Origin of the sequence: Arcticibacter sp. MXS-1 (assembly GCF_041902385.1) — a bacterium.
Taxonomy (GTDB): domain Bacteria; phylum Bacteroidota; class Bacteroidia; order Sphingobacteriales; family Sphingobacteriaceae; genus Arcticibacter.
On record NZ_CP169244.1, the window covers coordinates 2847980 to 2861828 of the forward strand.

Below are 13849 nucleotides of genomic sequence, written 5' to 3' on the forward strand. Positions count from 1 at the left end.
AAACTCTTAACTCGCATCCTGCAACTCAAACCAAAGAAAAGATATGTATAAAAGAATATTATTATTGCTTTTAATAGCGACGGGAGCCAGCGCTTTTGTGCTGGCACAGGATAAGGCATGGAAAAAAGGAATACTGGTTGACGAGTTTATTTATGAGTCGGCCCCATTCCCGCAGGCCCATTCGGCAACAATTGTAGAAACACCGACGGGTCTTGTTTCCGCGTTCTTCGGCGGAACGAAGGAAAGGAATCCTGATGTCTGCATCTATGTGAGCAGGCACGAGAACGGGAAGTGGACCGCTCCTCAGAACGTGGCGGATGGCGTTATGCCGGATAAACGCTATCCCACCTGGAATCCTGTATTGTATCAGATACCCGGGGGAGATCTTTTACTATTCTACAAGATCGGTGCAAGCCCTTCAACCTGGCATGGCTGGATGAGGTCGTCTAAAGACGGAGGAAAGACCTGGTCTGCTGCTACATCACTTCCCGAGGGATACATAGGGCCGGTAAAAAATAAACCTGTCCTTCTGAGCAACGGCAATCTCTTCTGTCCAACCAGTACAGAGGGGAACAAGGTCGGAAACAGCTGGCAGGTGCACTTTGAGGTGACGCCTGATTTCGGTAAGACGTTCAGAAAGGTAGGTCCTATAGCTGCTGATAGTTTAGACGCGATACAGCCGAGTATCCTGGATCATGGAAATGGCAAACTTCAGATTTTAGCGAGAAGTCGTAACAGAGCAATCCTTCAGTCGTGGTCGCACGACAACGGCGAGACCTGGGAACCCTTGACCAGGACCAGTCTTCCAAACAATAATTCGGGGACGGATGCGGTAACGTTGAAGGATGGTCGTTTCGCGTTGATCTACAACCACGTTTTGCCTCCTGGAAAGTTGGCAAAAGGCCCGCGCACTCCTTTGAACCTTTCCATCTCTAAAGACGGAAAGACCTGGTATGCTGCGGCAATACTGGAAGATTCTCCAATCAGCCAGTATTCCTATCCTTCTATCATTCAAAGCAAAGATGGGATGATCCATGTGGTATATACCTGGAGAAGGCTGAAGATTAAACATGTCGTGATAGATCCGGCCAAACTGAAGTTAAAGAAGATAAAGAAGGGAGTATGGCCTAAAATGAAAGGCTACACTGCTCCGACAGGTGGCGAAATCACCAATGATTAAATCACGCAGAATAGCAACTGCAGCAATAGTACAAAAAATGCGTAAATTCATAATTTTTGTCCTTTTTGTATTCCTGACTGCTGCTGCAAAGGCGCAGACAGCAGACGACGCTTTTCGGCGTCCTCTAAAAGAGGTGACCAGTGATATTGAAAAACAGTTCAATGTTAAAATAAGGTATTCTGAGGATCTGGTAAGAGATCGTTGGGTTACTTATGCAGGCTGGCGCTTTCGCCCGGATGTAGAGCAGACATTAACCAACGTGATGGCCTCTCAGGATATTACCTTTGCGAAGGAAGGAGAGGGGAAATATAAGCTCCAGAACTTTCAGTACCACCTGAAAACACCGCAGGAAGGGAAGCAGCAGCTCGACTATTTGTGGATGAGATTTCATGATGTGCCTTCCTGGGAAAAGCGAAAAGAGGAGCTGCGCGAGTGCATGTGGAAAGCACTTCGTTTGTCCCCGCTTCCTGCAAGGCCAAAAAGCGCACCGATCATATCAAATAAGCGCACTATGAATGGTTACACCATTGAGAATGTGGCAATTGAAACGTTACCGGGGCTGTATGTGTGCGGCTCTTTATATCGGCCGCTAAAAGCAAAAGGAAAGGTGCCGGTCATCCTCAATCCGGATGGTCACTTTGGCGATGGGCGTTACCGCGCTGACGCCCAATACCGCTGTGCCATGGAGGCACGTATGGGGGCTATCGCTTTCAGCTATGATCTTTTTGCATGGGGCGAATCAGCGCTGCAGTTTCCTTCAAGCGACCACAGAAAGAGCCTGGCAATGAGTATTCAGGCTCTTAACAGTATCCGCATTCTGGACTGGCTGTTAACATTTAAAAATGCTGATCCCTCCAGGGTGGCAATAACAGGCGGTTCAGGGGGCGGAAGTCAGACCATGCTCATCACCGCTCTTGATGACCGGATCAAACTCAGCGTTCCGGTCGTTATGATGTCGTCTTATCATAGCGGAGGCTGCCCTTGTGAAAGCGGCATGGGTGTGCACCTTTGCGGCGGGGGCACCAATAACGTTGAAATAGCGGCTATGGCGGCTCCCCGTCCGCAGCTTGTCGTTTCTGACGGAAAGGACTGGACGCAGCAGGTACCCCAGGTGGAGTTTCCTTACCTGAAGAAGGTGTATAGTTTTTATGGAAAAGACGCCCTGGTTGAGAATGCTCATTTTCCTAAGGAGGGTCACGACTATGGCAAGAGTAAGCGTATGGCGATGTATAACTTTATTGCCCGTCACTTCAGACTGGATCTTAAAAAGGTTTCTGATGCTAATGGTAACATTGACGAGTCGGCTGTTATTATTGAAAAATATACCGCCATGTATGTCTTCGGCGAAAAGGGCGAGAAGCTTCCGGCTAACGCCATTCACAATTTCTCTGAAGTAGAAAGGTTTTTTAAATAGGATGGAAGATCAGGAGCTTAAAAGAATAAACAGCAGGCGTCGGTTTTTGGGAAATGCTGCTGTGCTGACAGCAGCACTTTGTGTCCCTGATTCGCTGCTCTGGGCTGCTTCGTCTAAGAAGTCGAAATACAAGATTGCAGTAGTGGATCTGATGATTCTCAAACGGCAGAAACTGAGTGCTTTTGAACTGGCAAAGGAGATAGGCGCAGACGGGCTTGAAGTGGATATGGGTGGATTAGGAAGCCGTGACACTTTCGACAATAAACTTGCTGATCCGTCTGTAAGGGAGCAGTTTCTGCAGAAGTCAAAGGAGCTGGGGATTGAAATAAGTTCTATTGCCATGACCGGTTTCTTCGCTCAGTCTTTCGCTGCCCGGCCTACTTATCAAAAGATGGTTGGAGATTGCATTGACACCATGGTGGCAATGGGAGTGAAGACGGCCTTTCTTCCTTTAGGCGTTCAGGGTGATCTGACGAAGAATCCCGAATTGCGACCGGCTATTGTAGAGCGCCTAAAGGTGGTTGGAAAAATGGCTGAGAAGGCAGGTGTAGTGATTGGGATTGAAACTACCCTTGATGCAAGGGCAGAGGTACAGCTATTGAAGGATGTAGGCTCAGACGCCATAAGGAGCTACTTTAAGTTTGCCAATGCGGTCAGGAACGGGAAAGATATCTCCGAGGAATTGAAGATCCTTGGAAAAAAGAGGATCTGCATGATTCATTGCACGAACGAAGACGGCGTGTGGCTGCAGAACGATCCGGCAGTAAATCTAGAGAAGATAAGGCAGACGCTCGATAAAATGGGCTGGAAAGGCTGGCTTGTGGTGGAACGGTCGCGTGATCAGAAGGATCCGCGGAACGTAAAATGGAATTTTGGCGCTAATGTGGCTTATCTGAAGCAAATATTTCAGTAGGGGTAACGGCTGTAAGGGATCTGTTTCCGACTCGGTTTCACTATCGTTTTTTAAGAACCTACGTCTCGCAGAAGTTATCCTCATGACGATTCTACAGCCCTGAAAGTCTCCCGGTAGCTATTCAGCCTTTGCTCGCGTCGATTGCCTTTAGGAATACAAAATTAACATTTTTGTTACTATGAGTGTTTTTCTTGAGGTGCAGTATGTCGAGGATAATATCATACAACATATAGAGAACTTTTTATATAAAAGCGGGAAGCCCGGCGCCTATTTTTGTTGTTCAAAACCTGAGATACGAAAGAAGAATGCGCAAACTAACGCTTGTTTTCTCGCTGTTACTTTTATTTTCCGCTTCCGTTATTGCTCAGGCTCCTTTTGTTAGCAATCTCCGTTGCGAATTGAAAAAAGAGCCTTTGGGCATAGAAGTGCGGGCGCCACGTTTAAGCTGGGAGGTCAGCTCTGAAAAAAGGAATCTGCACCAGTCGGCTTACCAGATCCGGGTGTGGGGAGACCCCGCTAATCTAAGTTCTGGGAAAGGGCTTATTTGGGATTCCGGAAAGATCGTTTCTTCGTCTTCTGTACAGGTGAGCTATAATGGCCCTGTGCTCGTTCCTGCTAAAACATACTACTGGGAGGTCCGTGTATGGGACGCTCAGGGAAGGGTGTCCCCCTGGAGCAAGCCCGCTTCCTGGCAGTCGGGTCTGTTCTCGGCGGCTGACTGGAAAGGAGCACAGTGGATTGCGTACGAAAAGTTACCAGAGAACGAGAGGATAGTTCCGGCACAACACGGCAAAGGAGATAAGACGCTGAAGCCGGTAAACAATGTTCTTCCGCTCCTGCGGAAAAGCTTTTATGTGAAGTCGCCCCTGAAGCGGGCCACAGCCTTTATCTCAGGCCTCGGACAATTTGAAATGAGCGTCAATGGTAAAAAGGCAGGGGATCATTTCCTCGATCCTGCCTGGACCAAATATGACAAGGAGGCTGTTTATGTTACTTTCGATGTTACATCTGACCTTAAGCCCGGAAAAAATGCGCTGGGTGTGATGCTCGGCAACGGCTTTTATTTTCAGCCGAGGGACAAACGCTACAGAAAGCTGACTGGTGCTTATGGCTATCCTAAAATGATCTGCAGGCTGCAACTGGAATACCAGAATGGCGCCATCGAAAATATTGTAAGCAACTCTTCCTGGAGGACTTCATCAGGACCTGTTACATACAGCAGTATTTACGGTGGGGAAGACTACGACGCCCGCCGGGAGAAAAATGGCTGGTCAACTGCGGACTATAATGATAAGGACTGGAAATCGGTTGTTTTGGTACAAGGTCCTCCCGTTCTTAAATCTCAGATGGCCGACCCTGTGAAGATCTTTGAAAGTTTTGAGCCGGTCCATACAAAAAAGATCAGCGAAGGTGTATACGTTTTTGACCTTGGCCAGAACGCCTCCGGAATACCAAGCATTGCGGTTCAGGGAAAAAGAGGGGATACCGTTCGCATCATTCCGGCCGAATTATTAAATGAGGATGGCACGGCAAACCAGAAATCAACAGGTAAGCCCGTCTATTACGATTATGTGTTGAAGGGAGAAGGGGTGGAGTCATGGCAACCCCGCTTTACCTATTACGGCTTGCGCTACCTTCAGATCGAGGGAATATCTCTAAAAGAAGAAGGAAGCCGTACAGGACTGGCTACGCTGCAAAGCGTGAGAGGTCTTCATATTCGGAATGCTGCAGAGCCGGCTGGGGAATTTGGCTGCTCGAGCGATCTTTTCAACAGAACCTCGAAATTGATCGACTGGGCTATTCGCAGTAATATGATGAGCATCTTTACCGACTGCCCCCATCGGGAGCGGCTGGGCTGGCAGGAAGAGGTTCACCTGATGGGGAACTCAATCAGGTACAACTACCAGATTGCAAACCTGGGCAAGAAGGTGTTAAATGATATCAAAACCGCTCAGACTCCTGAAGGTCTTATCCCCGCAACTGTGCCAGAATATACAGTAATGGATTTTGCTAATGGCGTCTTCCGTGATTCCCCCGAATGGGGAAGTAACGGTGTTATTCTTCCCTGGTACTTATACCAATGGTACGGGGACAGGGACGTTCTTCAGGAGAGTTACTCCATGATGCAACGCTATGTGAATTATCTGGGCAGTAAGGCTTCCGGTCATATCGTCTCGTATGGTCTGAGCGACTGGTACGACATCGGTCCTGAGCGGTCTGGCTTTTCACAGATGACACCAATGGGTCTCACCGCTACTGCATACTACTATTACGACCTGACGATTATGCAAAAGGTGGCCGCCCTTCTTGGAAGGAACCAGGATGCGGAGAAATATCGTGCTCTTGCCTCAGAAGTCCGTAAAGCTTTTAATACGAAGTTCTTCGATAAAGATAAGGTGCAGTACGGTACAGGAAGTCAGACGTCTAACGCCATGGCGGTATATATGGGCCTTGTGGAGCCGCAATTTAAAGAAGCAGTTGTCAGTAACATTGTAAAAGACATACGCTCACGTAACAACAGCCTGACCTCGGGCGACATCGGCTTCCGCTATCTGATCCAGGTCCTTGCGGAGGCTGGCCGTTCTGACGTGATCTTTGACATGAACAGTAATCCGGAGGTACCGGGCTATGGATATCAGCTTGCAAAAGGAGCTACTGCCCTTACCGAGTCGTGGGTAGCTTCGCCCATCGTGTCAAACAATCACCTGATGCTGGGCCATATTCTCGAGTGGTTCTACGGTAACATCGCAGGTATTCGCCCTGCAGAAGATGCCATCGCATTTAATCATATTATTATCGCTCCTGAGCCTGTCGGCAACCTTCGTTCTGCGCAGGGAAAGTATCAGTCGCCGTATGGTCTGATCAGCAGTGAGTGGAAGAAAACAGAGAAGAGCTTTGAACTCAACATAAAGGTTCCGGGCAATACGAAGGCCACGGTCTGCCTTCCTGCAGGTAATTCCTCTGGCGTGTATCTCGATGATGTTGCTGTAGAGAAACAGCAGGATGTGAAAGTCCTGGGGCTTGAAAATGGAAAATTAGCTGTAGAGGTAGGGTCGGGAACGTACAGGTTTTTAGTGAATAACTAATTTAAAATTGATGAAACTCCTAAGTTCTATATCAGTGGTACTGCTGCTGGCAGGCATCTCAGTTAAAGCTCAGAATGCAGGAAAGCAGGTGCCACAGGAAGTGATGGAGAAGGTTTATAACGAAGTAAAGACTCCTCACAAATACGGGCTTGTTGTCGTGCCCTCTGACAATTCGAAAAAGATGGATTGTCCTACGATCTTTCGAAAGGGGAAAGAGTGGTTCATGACCTATGTTATCTTCGATGGGAGAGGATATGAAACCTGGCTGTCGAAAAGCAGCGACCTGCTTCATTGGAAGACGGAGGGCAGACTGATGTCCTTTGGTGACAGTACAGAATGGGATGGAAGCCAGCGGGCCGGATATCCTGCGCTGGCGGATACCAAATGGGGAGGCAGTTATGAACTGCAAAAATATAAGGGGAAATATTGGATGTCTTATTTTGGGGGTTCAGCCAAGGGCTATGAAGCCGGCGACTTGGGTATTAGTATGGCTTATACTACCGGTGATCCTTCCAAACCACATGAGTGGACACGTTTTCCTAAACCCATCTTTACATCTCAGGATGCTGACGTCCGCTGGTGGGAAAACAGGAAGATCTTCAAAAGCAGTGTGATCCGTGATGAGCAGAAGCTCACGGGACACTCCTTTGTTATGTATTATAACGCTAATGGCGATTCTGCGAAGAATAATATTAAGACCAGATGGTTCGAACGGATCGGAATGGCGGTTTCCGACGATATGGAGCACTGGAAGCGTTTCAACGCAGACCCGGTTATGCACCATCCTGTTGGTATTACCGGTGATGCCGTCATACAGAAGATGAACGATGTTTGGGTGATGTTCTATTTTGGTGCATTCTGGCAGGATCGTAAAGGCGCCTTTAATCGTTTTGCCTGCTCTTATGATCTCGTGAACTGGACGGACTGGAACGGCAACAACCTGATCGAGCCGTCCGAGCCGTATGATAATCTTTATGCACACAAATCTTACGTGGTTAAACATAAGGGTGTTGTCTACCATTTCTATTGCGCCGTCAATAAGAAAGACCAGAGGGGAATTGCGGTGGCGACTTCAAAAGATATGGGCAAAAGCACGGTCTCTTTTGTCGACGATAAAAAGGTAAACTAGGGGATCAAGCTGTGTGACCAGACATGAATAAATTACGGTATATATCCATATTATTTCTGATAGTGCCCTTTTGGGCATTCGCGCAAAAAAACTGCGGTCGCGGGAGTTGTTCAATAACAATTGGCGTTTTTTTGCCGGCGATGCACCTTCCGCATCTGCTGCAAATTACAAAGATGCATGGTGGCGCCATTTAGATCTTCCTCACGACTGGAGCATAGAGGGGGACTTCAGCAGTTTTAATCCGGCGAAACCTGAAGGCGGCGCTCTGCCTACCGGTATCGCCTGGTACAGGAAAACGTTCATTGTGCCATCCTCCTCCCGCGACAAGCGGGTTTCCATCACTTTTGATGGAGTATACCAGAACAGCGAAGTCTGGATAAACGGGAAGTATCTGGGCAAGAGACCTAACGGATATATTACCTTTAGCTACGATCTCACACCGCATTTGAACTGGGGAAAATGGAATACTATTGCCGTTAAGGTAGATAACTCCGCACAGCCAAATTCTCGTTGGTACTCCGGCTCGGGTATCTATAGGAATGTATGGCTCGAAACAAAGGGGAAGACGTCTTTAAATGAGAAAGAACTGTTCGTTTCAAGCAGCGACGTGACCGCAACCTCTGCTAAGGTGAATGTTGCCGTTCCCGTTGTAGCAGGCTCCGGAGATTTCAAAGAGGCCCGGGTAAGGACCAGGATTGTGGATCAGGACGGAAAGGTTGTAGCTCAAACTGATGCACCAGTGACGGGAAGCGGGAATAAGCTGGAGGCGTTACTCGCCGTTAACGTGTCGAAGCCCCGGCTTTGGTCGGTAGAAAGGCCTTATCTCTATGAGGTCGTTACAGAGCTTTATGACGGCGGAAAGCTGATTGACCGCTGCTCAACACCTTTTGGTATTCGTTATTTTAACTTCGACGCTAAAACAGGCTTTAGTCTGAATGGCAAACCTCTTAAGATCCTCGGTGTGTGTAATCACCACGATCTCGGCGCTCTCGGTGCTGCCGTGAACGTAAGGGCGATAGAGCGTCAGCTGCAGCTGCTCAAGACTATGGGATGTAACGGAATTCGTACCGCTCATAATCCCCCGGCTCCCGAGCTGCTCGAGCTCTGCGACAGAATGGGCTTCATCGTGATGGATGAAACCTTTGATATGTGGAAGAAGAAGAAGAACTCGAAAGACTATCATCTTGATTTCCCTCAATGGTATAAGAAAGATCTCGAAGATCATATCAAAAGAGACAGAAACCATCCTTCCGTTTTCATGTGGAGCATCGGTAACGAGATTCGTGAGCAGTTTGATTCAACAGGTATTGCTATTACACGCGAGTTGACTTCTATCGTAAAAAGCCTGGATAAAACGCGTCCGGTTACCTCGGCTCTGACCGAAATGGAGCCTGAAAAGAACTTTTTATACAAGGCTGGAGCACTCGATCTTCTTGGATTTAATTATAATCACGCTAAATACGACAGCCTGCCGCTTCGGTTTAAAGATCAGAAGTTCATTGCCTCTGAAACTACCTCGGCGCTGGCTACCCGGGGGCATTATGATATGCCCTCCGACAGTATAAGGAGGTGGCCGAAAGACGGCAAAACGAAGCTGACGAGCGGGAATAGTGACTTCACTGTGTCTTCATATGACAATGTATCAGCCTATTGGGGATCTACTCATGAAGAGACCTGGAAGACTGTGAAGAAGCTTGACTTCATTGCCGGTATGTACATCTGGACGGGGTTTGACTATCTGGGAGAGCCAATTCCTTACCCCTGGCCCGCAAGAAGCTCTTATTTTGGCATTTTTGATCTTGCTGGTTTTCCTAAGGATGCTTACTACCTCTATAAGAGCGAATGGACTAACGAGGCGGTCCTGCATGTTCTCCCTCACTGGAACTGGCAGGCAGGAAGAACTGTAGACGTGTGGGTGTATTACAACAACGCCGATGAAGTGGAGTTGTTCCTGAATAACAAGTCGCTGGGTGTAAAAAGAAAACAGGGAAATGATGTCCATGTCTCCTGGCAAGTGCAGTATGAGCCTGGTGTACTAAAGGCGGTTTCGCGCAGGAACGGCCAGGATGTTCTCGTACGGGAAGTGAAAACGGCCGGCGCCCCCGCAAGGATAGAGCTTATTGCCGACAGAAGAGAATTGAAAGCCGACGGCTGCGATCTGTCTTTTGTCACGGTAAGGGTACTCGACAAGGACGGCAACCTCGTTCCTGATGCAGACAATCTCGTTAACTTCAGCGTTACCGGTAAGGGGAAGATAGCAGGAGTAGACAACGGCTATCAGGCCAGCATGGAACCTTTCAAAGCTAATCACAGGAAGGCCTACAACGGTCTTTGTCTGGCCATTATTCAGGCAACTGAAAAAGGCGGGAAGATTAGGCTGGAAGCAAATTCGCCGGGACTAGCGCCAGCCCGTGTAGTTTTAAGATCGAAGTAAAATGAGCAGCGCTGGTATTTTGGACAGTATAAGGGTAGATAGTTATTCTGCTACACCGAAGTATTTGCAGCTGGCTAACAGTATCCTTCGGGCAATCGAGTCAGGCGAGCTGAAGAGAAACATTCGTCTTCCCTCGCTAAACGAGCTTACCTGCTATCTGGAAATCTCTAAAGAGACCGCAGAAAAAGGATACAGATACCTCCAGGAGCTCGGCGTACTGAATAGCATTCCGGGAAAGGGGCATTATGTGGCTGATGCGGGCATAAAAAGCGATCAAAGGATCCTTCTGCTGCTGAATAAGCTCAGCGCGGAGAAGAAATTGTTCTATGATTCATTTACCGAGCATATCGACGCAACTGTTCCTATCGATTTTTATGTCTACAATAACGACTTTTCTCTTTTTAAGAAGCTGATCAGTAACAGAAAGACGTACTATTCGCACTACGTGATCATGCCTCACTTTATCGGGCACGCTGACGAAGCCGGGAAGGTGATTAGTACCCTGCCGGCGGATAAGCTCATCGTCCTCGACCGCCGACTGGATGGACTCACGCAGCGTTCTGCATGTATTTACGAGGATTTCAGGGAAGATATCTATTCAGGCCTGGAGAAAACAGCAGACCGGATGCGTAAATACGAGTTGCTCAACCTGGTGTTTCCTGTGCAGAGTTATTTTTCAAGGAGCATTGTAGACGGATTTAGAAAGTATTGCTCCCAGTATGGCTTTAAAGGCCAGATATTAAATAAGCTGGATAGTATCAGTATGAACAGGGGAGAGGTATACATCTGCCTCACTGAAGGGGATCTCGTGACCCTTATTGAGAAGCTGGAGCGCTCAGGTCTTCGCGCAGGCGAAGACGTAGGTATTATTTCCTACAACGAAACCCCTCTGAAGAAGTATATTTTAAACGGCATTACTACTATATCTACAAATTACAGAGAAATGGGAAGGCTGGCGGCCGATATGATCACGCGGAACTACCGGGCCCATGTGGCGCTTCCCTTTCATGTGGTTTTACGAAAGTCTCTTTAGTGCGTTAATTTAAATCATGAACACACCGCTTCGTCTTATTGTATTGATTAATTTTCTGCTCTTGTTAGTCGTGTCACCGGTATTGACAAAAGCTGCAGATATATGGGTGGCTGTCAAGGGTTCTGATAAGAATCAGGGGACTAAGGAACAGCCTTTGGCGAGTGTCCATGCCGCGCTGAGAAAGGCCCGGGAACTGCGCCGGTTAAATGACCCCTCAGTTAGCCGGGGAGTTCAAATCATAGTGCGGGATGGAGTTTATCACTTCTCCGAACCGCTTTTTGTACGTCCTGAAGACTCAGGCACCGCTGCGGCGCCCACTGTTGTAGAGGCAGCGCCCGGAGAGCATCCTGTATTCTCCGGAGGAATTGAACTTAATGGGTGGAGAAAAGCAACAGAGCAAATTGCGGGATTACCGGCTGGAGCAAAGGGAAATATATGGGTAGCTGATGCTCCGGGCATAGCAGGAGAGCTGCTCAACTTCCGCCAGCTCTGGGTAAATGGCAGGAAAGCGGTGAGGGCCAGGAACACTTCTGCTATGGACAGGATCGTTTCCTGGGATCGCGCTTCTGAGACCTGTGTAGTGCCTGTCGCTGCAGTGAAGGATGCGAAAGGAGGAGAAGGCCTTGAAATGTTCATCCACCAGTGGTGGGCTATTGCGATCCTGCGCGTAAAAAGCGTGGAAAAGCAGGGCAATAACGTAAGGCTCAGTTTTTATCAGCCTGAAAGCCACATTCAGTCGGAACACCCCTGGCCGGCGCCCTGGATCTCTGAAAAGACGGGAAATTCAGCTTTTTACCTTAGCAATGCCATTCAGTTCCTGGATGAACCGGGCGAGTGGTATCTCGACAGAAAAAATCGTAAAGTGTACTACTGGCCTTTGAAGGGGAGGACCTCGGCAGGGCGAACGTTACGATTCCGCATCTGGAAACCCTGGTCAGGATGGAAGGCACAATAGACAAACCTCTTTCATACTTTGGTTTTAAAGGTATCGCGTTCCAGCATGCCGGCTGGCTCAGGCCATCCAAACAGGGGCACGTCCCTTTACAGGCGGGGCTATTTTTACTTGACGCTTATAAGTTAAAAGTACCAGGAACGCCGGAGAAGAAATCTCTGGAGAATCAGGGCTGGACAGGACGGCCTGCAGCAGCAGTTGAAGCGATGTTCACTGCTCATACCACGTTTGAAAGCTGCCGGTTTGAACACCTTGCCTCTACCGGGCTTGATTATAAGCGGGGAAATAGCAATGATACGATTGAGGGGAACCTATTTAAAGATGTTGGCGGATCGGCAATCCTCACAGGCGTTTTCTCTGATGATCAGGTAGAAGCTCATCTGTCTTATAATCCAGCTGACCTTCGTGAAGTCTCATCTAACACGACGATAAGGAACAACCTGGTCACTGATGTAACAAATGAGGACTGGGGAGCTGTGGGTATCGGTGCGGGCTTTGTAAGGGGAATAACGATAGAACATAACGACATTAGTGAGGTTTCCTACTCGGGAATATCCCTTGGCTGGGGCTGGACCAAAGAGATCAACGTGATGAGGAACAACCTGATCAGGGCAAATAAGATCTATCGCTATGCCCGCAACATGTACGACGTGGCAGGAATTTATACCCTTTCCGCACAACCCGGTTCCGAGATTTCCGAAAACTATATTGACAGCATTTACAAGGCGCCCTACTCGCATGACCCTCACCACTGGTTTTACCTCTACGAAGATGAGGGCTCGTCCTTCTTCACAGTAAGGGATAACTGGTGCCCCGCCGGCAAGTTCTTACAGAATGCGAATGGGCCGGGGAATGTGTGGACGAACAACGGTCCGCAGGTCGCTGACAGCATCCGGTCTGCTGCCGGTTTGCAGGATAAATATAAGGCTCTCCTGGCATTTCGTGCAGGTCCCTCCGGTTCCGTGAATTCGGTCTACGAGCACGTTGAAGGTATGGGAGCGAAGCCAATGGCAATAGAGGTGGTCAGTTCCACAGGAAGGCCGCTGGACCGGGAGAGGGTAAGATCTATATGCCGGCAGCACGGAATTGCTTCCACTTCTGTATTTGAATGGAATAACCGCATCGTCATTTTTGATGACTTTCTGAACGAGGCGGAGAAGATACGAAAAAAGCTCGCCGACGCATTTCCAAAGGCGGAGGTGAATGTATATAACGAGCCGTTCTATACCTTCTCGCTTAAGAAAAGCTGCCCCTCTGCCGGTGTTGCTGCAGAATGGGATCACGCAGTGCTGATAGCCGATCTGGTTAATGACACGAAATTGCAGAAGGAATATATGGACCTTCATGTCTCTCAGTTTGCAAAGTGGCCGGAGGTGACAAAGGGCTTTTGCAATGCGCAATTTCAACAGGTTCTGGTATTCCGAAATAACCGGCAACTCTTGCTGGTGCTGAGCGTACCCAGGGGCAAATCGCTGGATCAGTTAAACCAGCTTACTGTGAAAGGGAATCCGCGCGCAGCGGAGTGGAACGAGCTGATGAAGAAATACCAGCAACCTGTAGCAGGAGCTACGGGGACTGATACCTGGGTCAGGTTTGAACCTATCGATCATAAGGGGGATTAAAACAAGAACGCCATTATATAACGCCTCTTCACAGGGCCAATTATTTGTATATGAAGAAACTAGTTGTTTTACTGCTACTAACATTA

Annotated in this window: 9 protein-coding genes; all 9 read left to right on the top strand. The window is 48.4% G+C overall.

From position 1 onward, the window contains the following. Window positions 1-43 precede the first annotated feature (43 nt). The gene (locus ACES2C_RS12335; protein WP_374163406.1) at window positions 44-1180 is read left to right on the top strand and encodes an exo-alpha-sialidase; all 1137 of its coding nucleotides are present in this window, start codon (window positions 44-46) and stop codon (window positions 1178-1180) included. A gap of 37 nt (window positions 1181-1217) precedes the next feature. Then, on the top strand, window positions 1218-2594 hold the full coding sequence (locus ACES2C_RS12340; protein ID WP_374163407.1) for an alpha/beta hydrolase family protein: 1377 nt from the start codon (window positions 1218-1220) through the stop codon (window positions 2592-2594). A gap of 1 nt (window position 2595) precedes the next feature. Continuing rightward, window positions 2596-3507, top strand: coding sequence for a sugar phosphate isomerase/epimerase family protein (locus tag ACES2C_RS12345; RefSeq protein ID WP_374163408.1), 912 nt, complete (start codon window positions 2596-2598; stop codon window positions 3505-3507). A gap of 305 nt (window positions 3508-3812) precedes the next feature. Continuing rightward, window positions 3813-6593 (top strand): family 78 glycoside hydrolase catalytic domain, encoded by a 2781-nt coding sequence (locus tag ACES2C_RS12350; RefSeq protein ID WP_374163409.1) that lies wholly within the window; start codon window positions 3813-3815, stop codon window positions 6591-6593. A 10-nt stretch (window positions 6594-6603) separates the two neighbouring features. Next, window positions 6604-7722, top strand: a complete 1119-nt coding sequence (locus ACES2C_RS12355; RefSeq protein ID WP_374163410.1) for a glycosylase — start codon at window positions 6604-6606, stop codon at window positions 7720-7722. Window positions 7723-7828: 106 nt separating this feature from the next. Then, on the top strand, window positions 7829-10156 hold the full coding sequence (gene galB, locus ACES2C_RS12360) for a beta-galactosidase GalB (protein ID WP_374163411.1): 2328 nt from the start codon (window positions 7829-7831) through the stop codon (window positions 10154-10156). A 1-nt stretch (window position 10157) separates the two neighbouring features. After that, the gene (locus ACES2C_RS12365) at window positions 10158-11189 is read left to right on the top strand and encodes a substrate-binding domain-containing protein (RefSeq protein ID WP_374163412.1); all 1032 of its coding nucleotides are present in this window, start codon (window positions 10158-10160) and stop codon (window positions 11187-11189) included. Between the two features lie 16 nt (window positions 11190-11205). Beyond that, window positions 11206-12144 carry a hypothetical protein gene (locus ACES2C_RS12370; protein WP_374163413.1) on the top strand — a complete coding sequence of 313 codons (939 nt, stop codon included), beginning with the start codon at window positions 11206-11208 and terminating at the stop codon, window positions 12142-12144. Next, the gene (locus tag ACES2C_RS12375; protein ID WP_374163414.1) at window positions 12129-13763 is read left to right on the top strand and encodes a right-handed parallel beta-helix repeat-containing protein; all 1635 of its coding nucleotides are present in this window, start codon (window positions 12129-12131) and stop codon (window positions 13761-13763) included. Before ACES2C_RS12370 ends, ACES2C_RS12375 begins: the two co-directional genes overlap by 16 nt. The last annotated feature ends 86 nt before the right edge of the window (window positions 13764-13849 follow it).